The organism is Paenibacillus sp. FSL R5-0887, assembly GCF_038002305.1.
In the GTDB taxonomy this organism is placed as follows: Bacteria; Bacillota; Bacilli; order Paenibacillales; family Paenibacillaceae; genus Paenibacillus_AQ; species Paenibacillus_AQ odorifer.
This window is the reverse complement of sequence record NZ_JBBOCE010000002.1, coordinates 137,393-156,970: the sequence shown is the minus strand read 5'-3', so window position 1 is coordinate 156,970 and position 19,578 is coordinate 137,393. Positions and strand designations below refer to the sequence as shown.

Here is a 19,578-nt window from a genome sequence, read left to right as displayed (position 1 = left end):
AACGGTAAAATTGAAGAAATCTGTAGACAACAGCGGCCGAAAGTCCAAACATTCCCCATAGTTACGATATTATTAGCCGATTATTAAAGGAGCACAGCATGAGCAAATTAAAAGTATATCAATATCCCAAATGCAGCACCTGCCGCAGCGCAGTGAAATGGTTGCAGGGACAAGGTCATGAGCTGGAGCTTCAGCACATCGCAGAGCAGCCACCTACGGTGGACGAGCTGCGTGAGCTGCTCGCGAACAGCGGCCTTGAGCTGAAGAAGTTTTTTAATACAAGCGGTGAAGTATATAAATCATTAGGTCTGAAGGACAAGCTGCCCCAGCTTACGGAACAGGAGAAGTTAGAGCTGCTCTCAAGCCACGGGATGCTGATCAAACGTCCGATTGTCACGGATGGAGTTAAAGTTACGGTGGGATTCAAAGAAGACCAATATGCCGATACTTGGACTAATGTTTAATATCAATACAACGATCAAGGGAGAGGTTTATAAGTGAGAACAGATACAACGGGCCGGGTAATGCTTGTAGATGGAATGGCTCTGCTGTTCCGGGCCTTTTATGCGACCTCTTATGGAGGATATATTCGCAAGACAAAAGAAGGTTTACCGACGAATGCGGTATATGGATTTTTGCAGTATTTTTTTGATGCAGTAAGTACGTTTGAGCCTTCTCATGTCGTATGCTGCTGGGATATGGGTAAAGGAACGTTCCGTACCGAGAAATATGATGGATATAAATCCAACCGGATCGAAGCCCCGCTGGAATTAATTCCGCAATTTGATCTAGTAAAAGAAGTAGTGGCTGAGCTAGGTGTGCCAAACATCGGTCTTGCCGGCTATGAAGCAGATGATTGCATTGGTACGCTAGCATCCTGTTACAGCGATAATTCTGAGGTTTACATTCTGACGGGTGACCATGATATGCTGCAGCTTATTGATGAGAATGTTAAGGTCGTCATTATGAAAAAAGGACGCTCCAACTATAAAGTTTATGACCTTGCAGAATTGCTTGAGGATAAAGGTCTAACCCCTAGACAGGTTATTGACCTGAAGGGCTTTATGGGCGATACAAGTGATAATTACCCTGGTGTAAAAGGGATTGGTGAGAAAACCGCGCTGAAGCTGTTAACGGAATACGGTACAGTTGAAGGTGTAATTGAGAATCTTCACTTGCTCCCTAAAGGTGTACGGTCCAAGATTGAAGCCGACCTTGATATGCTGCATCTATCAAGAGAGCTGGCTGAAATCCGTTGTGATGTGCCTGTGGTCTGTGAGCTGGCGGAAGCTTTATGGCAATTACAACGGGAAACAGCCGCGCGTAAATTTCAAGAACTGGAATTTGGCAGCCTGATGCATTTGATCGCTGAGGTGCAGGACGAACGGGGAATTGTACAGATTGAGTTAGGTGATCTGGGTTAAGGAGAGTCTCCCTTCATGCAAAAAAGCATGAAGGGAGTTTTATTATTGTGATAGCGCTTCATCCAACGTATAATAAGGGCTGTTGATTGTTTTATTTTATATTAATTTTTATTTTCAAACTGGATGGCGGATTATTGCTTAATGGAGAAGGGAGATAGTTGCTATGAAGTTATTGGGAGCGATTGAAGCAGGCGGAACGAAGTTTGTATGCGGAATTGGTTATGAGGACGGTACCATTCTGGACCGAGTTAGCTTTCCGACAACAACACCGGAAGAAACGATGGGACTCGTAATCGACTATTTTAATGGGAAGAATGTAGAAGCTTTTGGTATTGGATCGTTTGGACCGATTGATCCCGTGCTGGACAGCCCTACTTATGGTTACATAACAACGACACCAAAACCTCACTGGGGACAATATAATTTGGTAGGTACAATGGCTAAGCAATTTAACGTGCCGATCGGTTTTGATACGGATGTGAATGGTGCAGCGCTTGCGGAAAGTAAATGGGGAGCGGCTAAAGGTCTGGACAGCTGCCTTTATATTACGGTTGGGACAGGCATTGGAGCGGGAGCAGTAGTTGGAGGTCAGATGGTGCATGGATTGTCTCATCCTGAGATGGGGCATATTCTTGTTCGCAGACATCCAGAGGACACGTTTGAGGGCTACTGCCCTTATCATGGCGATTGCCTTGAAGGGTTAGCCGCAGGTCCGGGGATTGGCAAACGCTGGGGACAACCAGCAGGCGAGCTGCCTGTTGACCATCCAGCTTGGGATATGGAAGCTCATTATCTTGCACATGCACTTATGAATTACGTGTTGATTCTGTCTCCCGAAAAAATCGTAATGGGCGGTGGTGTCATGAAGCAAAGCCACTTGTTCCCGCTAATTCGTACCAAGCTGCAGGAGCTGCTGAAGGGTTATGTTCAGCATCCAGCGCTCAATACCGACATCGATAATTATGTTGTGCCACCGCAGCTTGGAGATAATGCAGGACTTGCAGGTGCGATTGGACTGGCAACTTTAGCTTTGGCAAGGAACTAGTATAAAAAGATATTGACTGTTAGGAAATATATGGTATTGTGGATCTAACAGTATAGCATTTAATGAGGGAGCACCTCTTTCACGTTTATCGTGAGAGTGGTGCTTTTTTGCGTTTTCCGAGTCTGACAGTGTGGGATTCACATCAGCGAATAAGTAGCTCAGACCGGTAGGTATAGTGCTTGCTGAAGACTAGAAAGGCAGGGATGAATATGCAAATTGTATTTATGAATCGCTTATCCAGAATATCTGGGGTGGATCAAGAGGTGTTCGCTCAGCTATGGATTGGAGAGGAAGAAGGAGTGTGGAGCCTGGGCTGGCGTGATTTTTCAGGCGGTGAGGAAACACAGGAGCATTTGTGGTACGCGGGTGGTTCATGGAATGAAATGCTTTGTGTTTACAGGCATGAGCTGGCGGTGAAGATGGGGGATGGCTATCGGCCGTTGATTGATGGCGTATTTCATGAAGAAGACGGCCTTACCGGGCGTAATCAGGAGCAGCTAAGGCTGCAATATTACAGTGAATATAATGGGAACGAAGCTATATATGAGGAGTTATGTGCTTGGCGCCGCAGCCGAGCTTCTAGTGAACGGAAAGCCCCTTACATTCTTGCCAGCAATCGTTTGTTACGTTTGATAAGCACTTTCTTGCCACATACACCAGAGGAGCTGCTGCAGATCCCTGGTGTAGGGGAAGGAAAGGCAGCCCAATATGGCACGGATTGGTTGGCTATAACCTCTACGGCTGCAAGGGAACATTCCTTTCCTTTGAATTGGGTACACCAAGAAATTGAGGAGGATTCTTTTGTATCCTGGCTCTATAAACAGAAAGAGGTCAAATATAAGAAACAGCTAGAAAGACTGCGATTACGGCGAATTCTGCTGCAAGGGATCGAGAATGGGTTAGGGTTAGAACAGCTTAAGGTGAACAGTGGAGTGAACCGTCGCGAACTGATTGAAGCGGTAGAGGAGCTGGAAAGAGAAGGTTATTGCGTGGAGAAACTGATCGAGGTAGAACTGAAAAATGTGCCGCAGAATGAGCAGGAGTCGATATGGAATGCCTATGCAGAGGTTGGAGATCTTTTTCTAAAGCCAGTGCTGCATAAGGTGTATGGGGAGGATTTTTCAGCAGCAGAAGGGCTGGATAGCTATTATGAACGTCTGCGGCTGATCCGCATTCGTTTCCGGCGGGAGCAAGCTCCTAAAGTGGGCATGGTGACCAGTTTCTAGTAGCTTTTTATCATATCAAAAAGACGAAGGCTTCCTTACACCATAGGGTTAAAGGGCCTTCGTCTTGCCTATTCGTCCGTTTATTTTCATAGCCATTCTTTCTTGCGGAATACATACAGCATCCCACAGCCTAACGTCAACATTAGACCTATAACGGCAAAATAACCGTATTTCGTATGCAATTCCGGCATATGATCAAAGTTCATCCCATAGATTCCGGTAATTACGGTCAAAGGCATGAATATCGTTGTAATCGCGGTAAATACTCTCATAATTTCATTGGCGCGGTTGGCGATACTGGATTGGTAGGCCTCACGTAAGTTGCCCATGAGATCGCGGTACGTCTCAAAGGTTTCGGATATTTTAACTGCATTTTCATAAATGTCGCTAAAGTATTTCTGCAGCTGATCATCAATCAGACGGAGGTCTTTTTTATTCAGGGTATTGATAACCTCTTTCTGTGGTCCCAGCATCTTCTTTAACCATAAGATCTCACTTCGCAGACCGATAATCTCACTCAAATGAGATTTCTTGGTATGCATTAGGATATCCTCTTCAAGCTTCTCAATCCGGGCTTCAATTCGGTCACCTACGGAGAAATAATTATCTACGACAAGGTCGATAAGCAGGTAAAGGAATTGGTCGGGTTCGCTAACCTCTTGTTCCCATAACATGGGCTTCAGGACGCGTAGCTCGTGAATCTTTTGTTTCGTTACAGTAATAATATAATGTCTGCCCAAGAATATATTGAGCGCCCGCAGGAAGATTTCCTCATCATCAAAGCGGATGCTGTTTACAACAATAAAGTAATGACTTTCGTATATTTCGATCTTTGGACGTTGATCCTCTTCACTAAGGCAATCCTCAACAGCGAGATCATGCAGGTTGAACAGGGGCTGAAGCAGCTCCAAATCCTCCACATCTGCATCAATCCAATAGAACCCTTCTGTTGGGGGTGTCAATGTTTCATCAATTTCATCAATAGGTGTAAAAACCCCTGCATTCACCAGCCGGATTTTCATCTGATTCCACTCCTTCTATCCCCGGGTCTTCACCAGGGACTGCTAATTAAGCACAGAGAAAAAATCAGCTTGGCCGGCGTTACAATCAATACAAGAGGCCGAATGACGATTCGAGGGCATGAAGAAGAACTGCTCCCGCCGCCGGCAAGCTGATGATTATCCTGTGTGGTTGCTCATTCTGTACACTTAATTGCGAGCTCGGGTCGCCTTCCATTCTTCTTCTCACCTCTTCTTTTCGTTCAGGTATGAAATACTTGTCTAGTATAACAACGGAGTATGCCTCTTTCAAGCAAATTTATTGTTACTTTGAGGCTACTTCAGCATTGTATGGACTTGACGAAAAGGAGGTTCATGATTTAAAGTAAATTTTAAAGAAATTTAATTGAATACAGCTAAATCTTATCAAGAGCAGGTGGAGGGACTAGCCCTATGAAACCCGGCAACCGGCGTGTGAACGCACGGTGCTAATTCTTGCGGAACTTTGCTGACGACTAAACCTCGTCCAAAAGTTTCTGGCAGATGAGAGAGGCGCATATGACTGTAGATATGACCTTTCTCGTTTTCCGAGAAAGGTCTTTTTATTGTTCAGAAAGCCGCGATGTGACATCATAACCTAAATACAGTTAAGGAGTGGAAAGACAATGCCAATTAAAATTCCCGACAGTTTACCAGCAAAAGAAATACTATCCGGTGAAAATATTTTTGTGATGGATGATAGTTTGGCTTTCCATCAGGATATCCGTCCACTAAGGATTGCTATTCTGAATCTCATGCCGACTAAAGAAACGACGGAGACTCAATTGCTGCGTTTAATAGGAAATTCACCGCTACAGGTTGACGTTACCTTGCTGCATCCACGCTCACATACTTCTAAGAATACTTCTGCTGAGCATTTGAGAAGCTTTTACAAAACTTTTGACGAGATCAGCCACCGCCGTTTGGATGGTCTTATTGTTACAGGAGCACCCGTAGAGCAAATGGAGTTTGAGGAAGTATCCTATTGGGAAGAGCTAAAAGAGATTTTTGAATGGAGCAAGGATAACGTGACCTCGACCATGCATATCTGTTGGGCGGCACAGGCAGGGTTGTATCATCATTTTGGTGTTCGTAAAGTGGCTTTGCCTGAAAAATGTTTTGGAGTATTCTCCCATACGATTAATCAAAATAACATTAAATTGCTGCGCGGCTTTGACGAGGTATTCCATGTACCGCATTCCCGTCATACCGATGTCTCCCGCGAAGATATTGAGAGCAATCCAGATCTGCAGATTCTGGCGGAATCCGAAGAAGCTGGTATGTATCTAGTAGCTACGACCGACGGCAAACAAATATTTGTGACCGGACATTCCGAATACGATCCATTATCCTTGAAATGGGAATATGATCGTGATTTGGAGAGGGGCATGGAGATGGCCTTGCCGAAACACTATTTCCCTAAAGATGATCCAGAACGAACACCTCCTGCAGTGTGGCGTGCACATGCCAACTTATTATTCTCTAATTGGCTCAATTACTATGTATATCAAGAGACACCTTACGATATCGACCCGATTGTTTATTAAGATCAGCGCTACATTACAATTTAGGAGGCATTTATCATGGACGACAAACTTAGGATTGAAAGCAGACTGGCACAAATAGGTTCACAAGAAGATCCGGCTACCGGAGCCATTAATTTTCCTATCTATAATGCTACGGCATTCCGTCACCCGAAGCTTGGGCAGAGCACAGGTTTCGATTATAGCCGTACCAAAAGTCCAACCCGTTCCGTACTAGAGAATGCGGCTGCGGAATTGGAGTCTGGTGATGCAGGTTTTGCCTGTAGTTCTGGGATGGCAGCTATTCAAACCATATTTACCCTGTTTGGGCAAGGCGATCACTTGATCGTTTCGCTGGATCTTTACGGCGGGACCTATCGTTTGTTGGAACGAATTATGTCCAAGTTTGGAATCACTGCTTCCTATGTAGATACGAATGATTTGGATGCGCTTGAGGCTTCACGCCTTCCAAATACGAAGGCGATATTTATTGAAACGCCAACGAATCCTTTGATGATGGTTACGGATATTGCAGCCGTTGCTACTTGGGCCCGTCATCATGGGCTGCTCACAATTGTAGACAATACACTGCTGACTCCATTTTTACAGCGTCCTCTGGAATTAGGTGCAGACATTGTAGTCCATAGTGCTACCAAATATTTGGGCGGACACAATGATGTTCTTGCTGGTCTTATTGTATCTAAAGGGGCTGAATTATCCGCTGAAATAGCGATTCTACATAACTCTATTGGCGCTGTGCTTGGGCCAACAGACAGTTATCAGCTGATGAGAGGCATGAAGACACTGGCCCTGCGTATGGAACGGCACGAGAGTAATGCGCTAGCAATTGCCCGCTATCTACAAGAGCATCCGGCGATTGCGGAAGTGTTCCATCCAGGCCTGCCGGATCATCCGGGATATGAAATCCAGAATCGCCAGTCCTCGGGCAATACCGGAATTTTTTCTTTCAAATTAAAAGATGCCAGATACGTAGAACCTCTGCTTCGTCATATCCGGCTTATTGCCTTCGCGGAGAGCCTCGGCGGGGTTGAATCGCTAATGACCTATCCTGCAGTACAGACGCATGCCGATATTCCTGTGGAAATTCGGAATGCGGTGGGTGTAGATGATCGATTGCTGCGCTTCTCGGTTGGCATTGAACATGCGGAGGATCTAATTGCTGATCTTGGTCATGCTTTGGAGGCTGCGCGGGCGGAAATCGAAACGAAGTAAAAGTAACGGCAACCCAGATCGGCACCGAATTGCTGGAAAATATCGAGGATCTATCTCAACGTTGATTTAGAGCTGGTGTTGGACGAAGGATGAAATAGAGCTGTCTCATAAGCCGGGAATTGGCTGCTGGGATAGCTCTTCTTTTTGGACTTTTTGCTATTGGACACAGCTGACCTTAGACACAGCATTATTACACATTTGGAATGTTAACGGACTCCACAGCAGCTATTGCGCTAAAAACCTGCCTTCATGAGTCTCTTGTCAAGGAATAGCGTCGCTGGAGTCCATAACTATGCTCCAAAGGCTAAATACTAACTAATAACGTCATCTGTGTCCGGCAGCCTCCAGGAATTTTGATTCACCGGGTGCAGGCAGCAATGTAAGGACTCTTTCTGCTAGATGGTATCTTGTTGAGAAAGTAAAAAGTTTTTCAAGCTGTTCAGATTGTGATACGATGAGGAAATGAACTGTTCATTTATTAAAATATAAGGTATAAGTTACATACTGTACTTTATCCTTATGTTACTACGAGAAACGGTTGTTATCTCTAAAGGACGACAACGTTATTTTTCTTGTGATTTTGTGAATCTACCATATCCCTAAGGGTTTAAAAGGAGGATGCGAACGATGAGTGCGATAGATCTTATTTTGGATAAAGCCCTGCGGGGTGACCGTCTCCAATTGGAAGATACCATCCGACTATTCGAGAGCAACGAAATTGAGAAAATGGGTGCTGCTGCAAACACTATTATGGAACGCTGGCATCCGGACCCGTTAGCCACATTTGTAATTGGCCGTAATATTAACTATACGAATGTATGTGATGTGTACTGCCGTTTTTGTGCTTTTTACCGCAGACCAGGCTCGGATGAAGGCTATGTGCTGCCAGATGAAACGATTTATCAAAAAATTGCTGAAACGATTGCTGTTAATGGTACAGAAATTCTTATGCAAGGTGGAACTAATCCTAACCTTCCATTTAGCTACTATACAGATATACTGCGCGGAATTAAGCAACGTTTCCCTGAGATTACAATGCACTCCTTCTCTCCTGCGGAGATTATGAAGATGAAAGAAGTATCAGGATTACCGTTGGAACAAGTGGTTCGTGAAATTCATGCTGCGGGTCTGGATTCCTTGCCAGGCGGAGGCGCAGAAATTCTTGATGACCGTACACGCCGCAAAATCAGCCGGCTAAAAGGCTCGTGGCGCGAGTGGATGGATGTAATGCAGACAGCACATAAAGTGGGTATGAATACAACAGCAACAATGGTGATTGGGCTTGGAGAAAGTATGGAAGAACGAGCTTTGCACTTACTACGTGTACGTGAGGCTCAGGATGAGTGTATTGCCAACAAATATGATTCTGAAGGTTTCTTGGCCTTTATCTCATGGACATTCCAGCCGGACAATACCAACCTGAAGCTGGACAGACAAACGCCTGAGGAATATCTGAAGACGGTAGCGATCAGCCGCCTTGTGTTGGATAATATTAAGAACTTCCAATCTTCTTGGGTCACTATGGGGCCAGAGGTCGGCAAGCTCTCCTTGCAATATGGCTGCAACGATTTCGGCAGCACAATGATTGAAGAGAACGTAGTATCTTCTGCGGGTGCGACTTACAAGGTAAACATCGAGTCGATTACTCAGCTGATTCGCGAAGCAGGCAAAGTTCCAGCACAGCGGAATACACGTTATGATATTCTGCGGGTGTTCGATGATCCTAATGCGAAGATTGATAATGATTTTGTAATGCAGAACTAATATATATTAATTATTAATCAACGCTTGATGCTTGTTAATCCTTAAGTGGATTACTGAGCATCAAGCGTTTTTTTTGTAAGGTTAGGATTACGATCATTAGCAAGCCTTATTGCAGAACACATCTGAATCTTCGCTTGTTATATCATCCGCTAGGCGTACGGACCCAGTGGACCTTAATTGCAAATTCAGCGCTTCTTGAGTCGGGGTTCGGACCCCAGCGACGCTATTCCTTGAAAAGAGCCCCATATAGGCTGGTTTTTAGTGCAATAGCGACTGTGGGGTCCGATAGCATAGGGAAAATCGGAAAATGTGGCGTATAAGAGCATCAGTGTCCGATAGAGCTGAAGTATACGAACAATTTGAACTAAGGTTTACTACACAAACTAAGGTTGCCGTGGAATAAGCCTTTTAAACGAAGCTTTATATAAATGTGAACATGAATTCATTTTTTATTTCTTTTTATCCATTCACATTATTATCCAAAAGTGATATCATAATCATATCAAAAGAATATCTAGTGGGGGTGCTTTTATGAAAGAGAAAACGCTTCGTCCTGTCAGTGGATTTTGGGTTCTCGCCTTAATTGCAGTTTGTTTAGCTGGGGGAATTTATGGTGCGGTTCAAGAGTATGTCGCAGTGCCAGTCATTCTGTTCGTTGTAGCTGGGGTATTATGTACAAGTGTTACGGTTGTGCAGCCCAATAAGTCGGTTGTAGTTACCTTTTTCGGGCAATATGTAGGGACTATCGTGACAAGTGGCTTGTTTGCAGTCATTCCATTCAGTTTGCGCAAGACGGTTTCCCTCCGCGTACGTAACTTTAACAGTGTCAAGCTGAAGGTTAATGATGTGGAAGGGAATCCGATTGAAATTGCTGCAGTTATCGTATTTAAGGTAATTAACTCTGCAAAAGCGCTTTTTGATGTAGATAAATATATGGCGTTTGTGGAAATTCAAAGTGAAACAGCGCTGCGTCATGTGGCCAGTAAATACCCGTATGATAACTTCAATGAATCGGGCATGTCCCTGCGGGCCAATGCAGATGAGATTGCTAAAGAATTGGCAACCGAGCTGCAAGAACGTTTGTCGATATCTGGTGTAGAGGTCATTGAAGCGCGGCTCACACACTTGGCTTATTCCACAGAGATTGCCAGTACAATGTTGCAACGTCAGCAAGCATCTGCAATTCTGTCCGCTCGTCAAATCATTGTTGAAGGCGCCGTGGGCATGGTCGATATGGCGATTAAACAGCTAAAAGAGAGTGGCGTGGTTGAGCTTGATGAGGAACGCAAAGCGGCGATGATTAATAATCTGATGGTTGCGATCGTGTCGGAGCGCGGAGCGAGTCCGGTCATTAACGCCGGCTCGTTGTACTAAGGCGGTGCATCATGGCGGCCAAGAAAAGCTTTCCACTGCGGATTGATCCGGATTTACATGAGGCGCTGGAACGATGGGCGGGAGAGGAATTTCGCAGCGTAAACGGACATATCGAATACTTGTTGCGTGAGTCTTTGAAGCGTACAGGCCGCTTACCTGAAAAAAAACGGCGAGAGGAATAACCATAGAAGGGCTGTTTCAGCATCCATGTATTGGCTGCAAGAACAGTCCTTATGTGTGTCTTCTGACTGTGTTTCTATCATTTTGGACCCTTTTCTGACTTGACTGTCAGAGAGGACAGATTTATAATTACTCCATAATTCACGTTAACAGCATTGACGAAGATATGAGTTGATTGTTCTGGACCGTTCAGAGAGAGGAAACTTAGGCTGAAATTTTCTCCGGCATCCTGCTTTCGATTTACCCCTTTGTAGCTGCGGTTTTGAATTCCCTGCAATGGGATAGTAAGAGCTGCCGGTTCATGGTCGTTACTCCATGCTTACGAAGGATTCTATCTTCACTCCGCTTGAGGATTCAAGGGAGGCTAGAGAGAATCGAATTTGGGTGGAACCACGGGTGTAATCGCTCGTCCCTTTGCGGGACGGGCGTTTTTTTGTGTGCGTGGATATTATTGTTCCGCAAAGGTTAAAGGGCCCTTAGGCTTAATTATATGAAGGAGGAATTAGCAATGTCAGTAAGTATTAAGCTTCCGGACGGTTCTGTCCGTGAATACGCAGAGGGTAGCAGTATTGATGATGTAGCAGCTTCTATTAGCAGTGGCCTGCGCAAAAATGCAGCAGCGGGGAAATTGAACGGTATCGTTGTAGATTTATCTACTCCCCTTGAAGAGGGCGCACTGGTAGAGATCGTAACTTTGGATTCACCTGAAGGTCTGGAGGTTATGCGCCACAGTACAGCTCACTTGATGGCTCAAGCGGTTAGACGTTTGTTCGGAACAAAAGAAGTTAAGCTTGGTGTAGGTCCGGTCATTGAAGATGGCTTCTACTACGATATGGATCTGGAACATCCTCTAAATCCTGAAGATTTGCTCAAAATCGAAAAGGAAATGGACCGCATAATTTCGGAGAACCTGCCGATCGTGCGCAAAGAAGTTAGCCGCAAGGAAGCACTTGAAATTTTCGGTGAGCTAGGTGATCCTTACAAGCTGGAATTGATCGAGGCATTGCCTGAAGATAGCGTAATTTCTATCTATGAACAAGGAGAATTCTTCGACCTATGCCGTGGACCCCATGTGCCGTCGACTGCTAAGATCAAAGTCTTTAAATTGATGAATGTAGCCGGTGCTTACTGGCGCGGCGACAGCAAGAATAAGATGCTTCAACGCGTATACGGCACAGCTTGGATTAAAAAAGCTCAGCTTGATGAGCATCTTCGTCTGCTTGAAGAAGCGAAGAAACGCGATCACCGGAAGCTTGGTAAAGAGCTTGAAATCTTTACATTTAATCAATTGGTAGGACAAGGCTTGCCAATCTGGTTGCCTAAGGGTGCCAAATTGCGCAGTATTTTGGAGCGTTATATCGTAGATCTGGAAGCAAGTCTTGGCTATCAGCATGTATACACACCAGTTCTGGGTAATGTTGAGCTGTACAAAACTTCAGGACACTGGGAGCACTATCAAGAGGACATGTTCCCTAAGATGACTATAGACAATGAAGAATTTGTTCTTCGTCCAATGAACTGCCCGCATCACATGATGATTTATAAGAGCTCGATGCACAGCTACCGTGATCTGCCGATCCGTATTGCTGAGCTAGGTATCCAGCACCGTTATGAAATGTCAGGCGCATTGACTGGTTTACACCGTGTGCGCTCGATGACTCTTAATGACTCCCATATTTTCTGCCGTCTGGACCAAATTAAAGGCGAGTTCATTCGTGTAATCGAATTGATTAAACAGGTATACAGTGACTTTGGTATTAATGACTACCGTTTCCGGTTGTCCTATCGTGATCCTAAGGATACTGAGAAATATTATGCGAATGACGAAATGTGGGAAACTGCACAGCGGATGTTGCGTGAGGTTGTAGAGGAAGCTGGACTGCCGTTCTACGAAGCAGAAGGCGAAGCTGCATTCTATGGTCCTAAACTTGATGTGCAAATTAAGACTGTATTAGGTAAAGAAGAGACTCTGTCTACTGTACAAATCGACTTCTTGCTGCCTGAACGTTTTGAACTGGAATATATCGGCGATGATGGTCAAAAACACCGTCCAGTCGTTCTGCACCGCGGAATCTTGGGTACAATGGAACGTTTCGTTGCCTTCCTGTTAGAGAACTTTGCGGGCTCGCTGCCGCTTTGGTTATCTCCACAGCAGGTTAAAGTAATTCCTGTATCGACAGCGTTCGACGATTATGCCAAGGAAGTTACAGACAAGCTGCGTCGCCGTGGTGTCTCTGCTGAAGCAGATCTCCGCAATGAGAAGCTGGGTTATAAGATTCGCGAAGCTCAGCTTGAGAAACTGCCATACATGTTCGTCGTTGGCGAGAATGAGATGAATGCTCAGACAGTCTCCATCCGTAAACGCGGGGAAGGCGACATTGGAGCTAAGCCGCTTCAAGAAGTGATTGAGCTCTTGTCTCAGGAAATTGCTGATCGTGTGATCTCCTAGTTTCTTGTAATTAACAACACCAAAATACGTCTAAATAAGACCTCTGTTATATGCCAATGAGGAACAACTTCTGATCTTCATGTATAAAATTTTGTGAATCGGGAAACCTTCGCTAATAAGGGGGAGGTTTATCACATGAACAAAATGGGCATATTTCAGAGGTTTTGGTGTCTTTTTGTCACCATCGTTTTGCTATTGACCGCTGCTGGAATCATTCCAGAATCTAAGCAACAGGCAGTAGGGGCCATTGGGACAGGAGACACTTTACAGCACACGGGTATTAACAAAACGCTATCGAACGAGTTGCAATATACCAAGGCTAATTCTGTGTTTATGAGAACCACAGATGATAAGGTCGTTCTTGCGACTGGCCGCGCCACACTAATGTCAAACGAGGCGCATTCCGTCGCACCTGTATTACCTGCAACAACAAAAAATAAACCAGTAGCGACAAAGGCACCGCAGAGCACCAAAGCTCCAACCACTAAAACAAACGGTGGCAGCGGATCTTCCAAACAGTTACCAAATTCTATTCCTGTAGCCGCACCTGCGGAAGACCAGATTATTACTTCAATGAAAGTGATGGCGACTGGATATACTGCGGGTTATGAATCTACAGGTAAAACATCTAAGCATCCCGAATATGGAATTACCTATTCAGGGGTAAAAGTGCGCAGAGACAAAAATACAGTCTCAACCATTGCTGCGGACCCTAAGGTTTTGCCGCTGGGGAGTATTCTTTATATACCAGGCTATGGATATGCCATAGTTGCTGATACAGGCTCGGCTATTAAAGGGCGGAAGATTGATCTGTATTTTGCTACTACGAAACAGGTGTATAAGGAATGGGGCAAAAAATCAGTTGTAGTTCAACTCATTAAGCGTGGTAACGGGACTTGTACGGAAGTCATGCTGAAGAAGCTGAGCCAAGCGATTGAGACTTACAAAGCAGTACCGCAATCCATGCTCGAAGAATCCATTTAAAGGGATTGAACTTATTTTCACTTGGTCATGCATAATAGTGACATCACCTTGCCATAATACGGACTGGGGCAAAGCAATTGCCTCTTCCGAGATGTTCTCTTAGTAAGCATATTCTATGCTGCATAAGAGAAAAGGAGGTGAATTCCGTGGCCAATAACAAGAAATCTAAAGTACAAGAAAATTACAAAACACCAAATGAAAAATACAATGCTGAGTTTGCTGTTGAGAATGACGGCGCTACTAAGCAAAGTGGAAATACTTCTAAACCAGCTCAGAAACCGCAACAATAATGCGCTGACTGAAGCAGAAGACTGCTGAAAAAAAGAGACTGTCCAATTCAGTTAATTACTGAGGGACAGTCTTTTTTCATATATAATGAAGTAAATAGAATTTTATCCCATTCATCTCAGTCTAGAGACTGAGGGGAAGTTCCTTCTCTCGCCGCTGTTTCTCAGTACTTCATTCCTGTAGACTAAGGCTATAAGATTGAAGAAGAGAGCGTTCCACTACTTTAAAGGGGAAATGAATGATGAAAAGAAGGTTCACCAGCCAGGTTTTAGGCGGCCTGATCCTGATAGGGATTGGAGCTATGTTTCTACTGAGACAATTAGGTTACACTGATTTCAGCTTAGGTTACCTGATTTCGAATTATTGGCCGGTAATTTTGATCCTAATGGGAATGAACCGGCTTTTAGGTACAGGGGATGGACAATCCAAAGGTTCTTCACCTATCGGCGGCTTTTTCTTTCTGGCGATCGGAGTGTTTTTCCTTGGACGGAATTTAGATTGGTTCGATATTTCGGCCGGGGATTTTTTCAAAATGTTCATTCCAGTTATGTTGATTGGCGGCGGACTTTATGTGATTTTTAAACCACGCGGTTCAGTACCACCTGTGCCACCAGCTCCACCGTCACCACCAGATCACTTTCCTTCAGGAAAAAGCTCACTAGATGTGGAGCCGCCCAAACCACTGGATTCCACACTTGATGAACAATTTGAGCAAAAATTCGGCAAGGCTTCTGGTCAACGCGACTGGAAGGACTATCTTCAAAAAGATGAAGAAGACGATGAGGACGAAACAGGATCTTATAAGTCCAGCGCTGAAGCACGTTGGCAAGAGAAGCAGGAACGACACGAGCGCAGACGTCAGGAACGTCATGAGCGTCATGCTCATAGACATGGTAAATGGCATGAGGAATTCCATGAATCAAATAATCAAAAGGAATCGACCAATCGCTCTGCTTTTATCGGAGATGTCCACATGGGGCGCGAGCATTTCCAACTGAAGAACACGAATATCTCGCAGTTTATCGGCGATACCGTACTGGATCTGACGAATGCACAGATTGCTTATGGCGAAACGAGGATTAATATTTCCGCTTTTATAGGCGACATTAAAGTGTACATTCCGAATGATATGGATCTTGGCATCTCGGTGAACAGCAGTTCTTTTATCGGGGATATGGAAGTTCTGGATCAGTCTCGCAGTGGTTTTATGAGCAGTGTACAGTGCAAGACTCCTTATTATAAAGAAGCAGGCAAAAAAGTCCGTATAAATGTAAGTGCATTTATAGGTGACATTAAAGTTAAAACGGTGGGTTAGATGGGGACAATCTTCAGTAATACCAAATGGTTGCTGTTGTTTTACTTTTTGCTCACTGGAGCGGTAAGTGCAGGATTGATGTATGCAGGCACTTGCCTTGGTTATATCGAAGTGAAGGATTATCGGATGTGGCTGTACTTATGTCTCGGGATTGTGTTGTTCACTGTAGTTATCGGCTATATGGCAGGCCAGCGGATTCAGCGCCGGATTGATCATCTGGATCTGAATATGCTGCAGGTCGCCAAAGGAAATCTGTCCGTACGGATGCCAGAAAGTGACGATCAGTCTTTTGCCCGAGTGTATCACGAGTTTAATGTCATGATGGATACGGTCGAGAATAAGATGCAGCTTCTACAGCGATTGGGTGAACAAGAGGTTATTGAGAAGGAACAGGCAGCGGAGAGTGCGGTGTTGGAGGAAAGAAGGCGTATGGCCCGGGATCTGCATGATACGGTGAGCCAACAGCTTTTTGCCATCCATATGTCGGCTTCTTCGCTGCCTAAAGTGCTGAAGGTCAATGAAGCTCAAGGTCAAATGGTCATGGACCAGTTGATTACAATGTCTCAGATGGCACAAAAACAAATGAGAGCATTAATTGCACAACTGCGTCCGGTGGAGCTGGAAGGTCGAAATCTGTTCGAGGCGCTGGAAAAATGGTTTCCCGATTATTGCCGCCAGAATGGCTTAAAAGGAATGAAGGAGCTCGAACTTCAGGGCGAGTTATCGGAAGCAATCGAACATCAGCTGTTCCTAATTATTCAAGAGGCGATGGCGAATATCGTGAAGCATGCCGGGGCTAGACTGGTGAGTCTATCGCTGCGTGAAGGATCAAGACAAGTTGTGCTGAGTATTAGTGATGACGGTCAAGGTTTTGAACATGTGCAGCAAAAACAAGGCTCCTACGGTCTCACCACCATGCGCGAACGGGCGGAGAAACTGGGTGGGCAAGTGGAGATTATTAGCCGCAAGGGTGCGGGAACGACGATCCGTGTACATATTCCTAAGTTTGTTCAAGGGAACCCAGAATTAGAGCAGAATAGATCGTTAGGAACAGATACACAGGACGAGGAGGAGTAGAGCATGAGTGTCATAAAAGTGTTGCTCGTAGATGATCATGATATGGTACGGATGGGCCTCAAAACTTATCTAATGCTGGAGCCTACATTCGAGGTCATCGGTGAGGCGGCGAATGGACAAGAGGCGCTGGAGATGCTGCGTGCGGGTGGACATGAAGGTCTGCCTGACCTCGTGCTGATGGATTTGATGATGCCAGTGATGAATGGTGCCGAGACCACAAGAGCAGTGCTGGCTGAATTTCCTGGCCTCAAAATCGTGATCCTCACCAGCTTCCTGGAGGATGATCTTGTTGTAGATGCTATAGAGGCTGGTGCAGTCAGCTACGTGCTCAAAACAGTGTCGGCAGAAGAGTTAATCTACGCATTGCAAGGGGCTTACCGCGGCATGCCAGTCATGACGGGTGATGTGTCACAGGCGCTGACCCGTGGTATTCGCCAGCGCACCGTGCAAGGTGATTCCTCCGGTTTAACAGAGCGTGAGAAGGAAGTCCTGCTGCTTATAGCTGAGGGCAAGACCAATAAGGATATCGGTGAGGAGCTGCATATCAGCATCAAGACAGTGAAGACGCATGTCAGCAATCTTTTGATGAAATGCGAGCTTGATGACCGTACCCAGTTGGCTATTTACGCTCATCGGAAGGGCTGGGCTCAGGGGTAGGACTTGTAGACTAAGGTGCATTATTATTTGAAATGGTTTTAGAAGCTCGGGCCGCGATGTTTTTCGCGCCCGAGCTTCTTTTTTTACTTTCCTGCCTAATCTCCTCCCATTTGCCTATATCTTTTATCTGCGCTTAAATTGTTTTTAATGTGACCTTAAGGTTTAAAGTACAAAATAAGAACATGAAAACAAATTAATCCTTGTCACGGCGACAGGAAGCAGGAGGAAAGATAAACATGGACGATAACAAAAACAACTTCAATCGCGACAATGGACCAGCACCAGATCGGGAATGGGACAATAATAACAATAGCAGCAATAATAATAATTCATCTGAAGCAGGATCATCATCATACTACTATTCTTACGGACCTTTTAAATCTTTGAACAAAGATGAGAATAACGCTGACGGCGGCGCACAACACTACAATCGGATGGAGCCAGAACGTGTCGAGGTTACACCTCCACAGCCTGTAAAGCCATTACCTTATAACACATCGCTTCGCACCACTGGCTATGATGGCAATGGTGGTGGCCGCGGAGGAAATGGCGGTGGCGGTTCTGAAGGTGGCGGCGGCTGGCAATATAATAAAAAACCAAAAAGCTCGTTAAAAACAGTGCTGGTATCATTCCTAGCCGGTATGGTCGTTCTCTCGGGCTCAATGTATATGGCAGACAGAGGTAACTGGTTTACGGGAGATACAGCTACAACGGTTGCTAGCTCCGGAACGAATGGAACGGCGAAGACAACGGGCGAGAGTGCAGGTGTTGCGCCTTCTACTTCTACTACATCCTTGGTGACTGGATCTCGTGATGTGACAGGTGTTGTTGATGCGGTGGGACCAGCAGTTGTTAAGATTGAGACACTAGTTAAATCTAATTCGCGTAATGGAAGCTCATCCAGCCCGAATCTGAGTGATCCCTTCTCACAATTTTTCTTCGGGGATCAATACAGTGGAAATGGTTCTTCCCAAAATGAACAGGATTCCAAATCAGGATCGGATTCTTCATCACAGCTTATCCCTTATGGAATTGGAACAGGCTTCATTTATGAGAAATCCGGCTATATTTTGACCAACCAGCACGTAATTGACAATGCCGATGTAATCCAAGTCACCGTGGATGGCGTAACCAAGCCTTATGAAGCGAAGCTGCTAGGTTCTAGCAAAGATCTGGATTTGGCTGTGCTTAAAATTGAAGGAGATAGTGATTTCCCTACAGTAGCACTGGGAGATTCGGATAGCATAAAGGTAGGTTCAGAAGTGGTTGCTATCGGTAACCCGCAAGGCTTCGACCATACTGTAACTTCCGGTGTTCTTAGTGCAAAAGGACGCAGTATTGATATTAACGAAGAAGATGGCAGTGGAACACGTAATTACAAAAACCTGCTGCAAACCGACGCTTCTATCAACCCGGGTAACTCAGGTGGGCCGTTGCTCAACATGAATGGGCAGGTAATTGGGATGAACGTAGCCGTCAGCACGGATTCTCAAGGTATTGGTTTCGCAATCGCTGTGAATACGATTAAAGAAGTCGTAGATAAACTGGAAGCCAACCAAGCCATTCCGAAAGAGCCAGTACCTTTCATTGGTGCAACTCTTATGACGATTACAGATGAGGTTGCTAAGCAAATGGGTACGGATATTAAAGAAGGTTCTGTGGTTGCAGATATCATCTATAAATCCCCAGCGTATACCGCTGACCTGCGCCCTTACGATATCATTACCGGTGCGAATGGAACGAAGTATGCAACCAACCAAGATCTGATTACTTTCATTCAAACGTTAAAAGTTGGTGACAAAGTAACATTAAATGTTGTGCGCGACGGTAAAACCATGGATCTCTCAGTTACCATCGGTAACAAAAATGATTTTGATACAACGACTACACAACAAAGTCAGCAGCAATAATACCGGACGGTAAGTCACACGGAAGGGGCGACCCTTCCGTTTTTGTCTAATTGTGATGTAAACTGCTACAATATATAAAAAGAACTGAACAA

At 45.0% G+C, this 19,578-nt stretch carries 17 protein-coding genes and 1 riboswitch; of the genes, 16 read left to right on the top strand and 1 reads right to left on the bottom strand.

From position 1 onward, the window contains the following. The first annotated feature begins 98 nt into the window (after positions 1-98). The 4 genes from MKY14_RS18765 to MKY14_RS18750 all read left to right on the top strand — a co-directional run bounded on the left by MKY14_RS18765 (position 99) and on the right by MKY14_RS18750 (position 3,695). Positions 99-464 (top strand): arsenate reductase family protein, encoded by a 366-nt coding sequence (locus MKY14_RS18765; protein WP_038569540.1) that lies wholly within the window; start codon positions 99-101, stop codon positions 462-464. Positions 465-524: 60 nt separating this feature from the next. After that, positions 525-1,424 (top strand): 5'-3' exonuclease, encoded by a 900-nt coding sequence (locus MKY14_RS18760; protein WP_076126491.1) that lies wholly within the window; start codon positions 525-527, stop codon positions 1,422-1,424. 163 nt (positions 1,425-1,587) lie between these two features. Next, positions 1,588-2,469: an ROK family protein gene (locus tag MKY14_RS18755; RefSeq protein WP_340977095.1), complete on the top strand. Its 882-nt coding sequence runs from the start codon at positions 1,588-1,590 to the stop codon at positions 2,467-2,469. Positions 2,470-2,678: 209 nt separating this feature from the next. Further along, complete coding sequence (locus MKY14_RS18750; RefSeq protein ID WP_340977094.1) at positions 2,679-3,695, top strand: HRDC domain-containing protein; 1,017 nt, start codon at positions 2,679-2,681, stop codon at positions 3,693-3,695. 86 nt (positions 3,696-3,781) lie between these two features. On the opposite strand, the gene corA is transcribed toward MKY14_RS18750, so the two are convergent. Beyond that, the gene (gene corA, locus MKY14_RS18745) at positions 3,782-4,717 is read right to left on the bottom strand and encodes a magnesium/cobalt transporter CorA (protein ID WP_036684479.1); all 936 of its coding nucleotides are present in this window, start codon (positions 4,715-4,717) and stop codon (positions 3,782-3,784) included. A 396-nt stretch (positions 4,718-5,113) separates the two neighbouring features. Next, positions 5,114-5,243: riboswitch (SAM riboswitch) on the top strand. 115 nt (positions 5,244-5,358) lie between these two features. Between corA and metA the strand changes: the two genes are divergently transcribed. The 12 genes from metA (at position 5,359) to MKY14_RS18685 (ending at position 19,486) form a co-directional block, all read left to right on the top strand. Beyond that, entirely contained in the window at positions 5,359-6,279 is a 921-nt protein-coding gene (gene metA, locus MKY14_RS18740; RefSeq protein ID WP_076126410.1) for a homoserine O-acetyltransferase MetA, read from the top strand. A gap of 36 nt (positions 6,280-6,315) precedes the next feature. Further along, on the top strand, positions 6,316-7,488 hold the full coding sequence (locus MKY14_RS18735) for a PLP-dependent transferase (protein ID WP_340977093.1): 1,173 nt from the start codon (positions 6,316-6,318) through the stop codon (positions 7,486-7,488). A gap of 627 nt (positions 7,489-8,115) precedes the next feature. Further along, positions 8,116-9,252 carry a cyclic dehypoxanthinyl futalosine synthase gene (mqnC, locus tag MKY14_RS18730; protein WP_076126414.1) on the top strand — a complete coding sequence of 379 codons (1,137 nt, stop codon included), beginning with the start codon at positions 8,116-8,118 and terminating at the stop codon, positions 9,250-9,252. Between the two features lie 531 nt (positions 9,253-9,783). Continuing rightward, on the top strand, positions 9,784-10,626 hold the full coding sequence (locus tag MKY14_RS18725) for an SPFH domain-containing protein (protein WP_036684473.1): 843 nt from the start codon (positions 9,784-9,786) through the stop codon (positions 10,624-10,626). A gap of 11 nt (positions 10,627-10,637) precedes the next feature. Then, positions 10,638-10,808 carry a toxin-antitoxin system HicB family antitoxin gene (locus MKY14_RS18720; protein ID WP_340977092.1) on the top strand — a complete coding sequence of 57 codons (171 nt, stop codon included), beginning with the start codon at positions 10,638-10,640 and terminating at the stop codon, positions 10,806-10,808. Positions 10,809-11,314: 506 nt separating this feature from the next. Beyond that, on the top strand, positions 11,315-13,255 hold the full coding sequence (thrS, locus tag MKY14_RS18715) for a threonine--tRNA ligase (RefSeq protein ID WP_076308810.1): 1,941 nt from the start codon (positions 11,315-11,317) through the stop codon (positions 13,253-13,255). A gap of 384 nt (positions 13,256-13,639) precedes the next feature. Then, positions 13,640-14,239, top strand: a complete 600-nt coding sequence (locus tag MKY14_RS18710; RefSeq protein WP_445669885.1) for a 3D domain-containing protein — start codon at positions 13,640-13,642, stop codon at positions 14,237-14,239. A gap of 146 nt (positions 14,240-14,385) precedes the next feature. Further along, positions 14,386-14,529, top strand: a complete 144-nt coding sequence (locus tag MKY14_RS18705; protein ID WP_156113077.1) for a hypothetical protein — start codon at positions 14,386-14,388, stop codon at positions 14,527-14,529. Positions 14,530-14,765: 236 nt separating this feature from the next. Further along, positions 14,766-15,842, top strand: a complete 1,077-nt coding sequence (gene liaF, locus MKY14_RS18700) for a cell wall-active antibiotics response protein LiaF (protein WP_305953552.1) — start codon at positions 14,766-14,768, stop codon at positions 15,840-15,842. Further along, complete coding sequence (locus MKY14_RS18695; protein WP_076126420.1) at positions 15,843-16,919, top strand: HAMP domain-containing sensor histidine kinase; 1,077 nt, start codon at positions 15,843-15,845, stop codon at positions 16,917-16,919. It abuts the gene before it with no gap. Between the two features lie 3 nt (positions 16,920-16,922). Continuing rightward, positions 16,923-17,576: a response regulator gene (locus MKY14_RS18690; RefSeq protein ID WP_036684464.1), complete on the top strand. Its 654-nt coding sequence runs from the start codon at positions 16,923-16,925 to the stop codon at positions 17,574-17,576. 236 nt (positions 17,577-17,812) lie between these two features. Further along, positions 17,813-19,486, top strand: a complete 1,674-nt coding sequence (locus tag MKY14_RS18685; protein WP_076126421.1) for a S1C family serine protease — start codon at positions 17,813-17,815, stop codon at positions 19,484-19,486. Positions 19,487-19,578 lie beyond the last annotated feature (92 nt).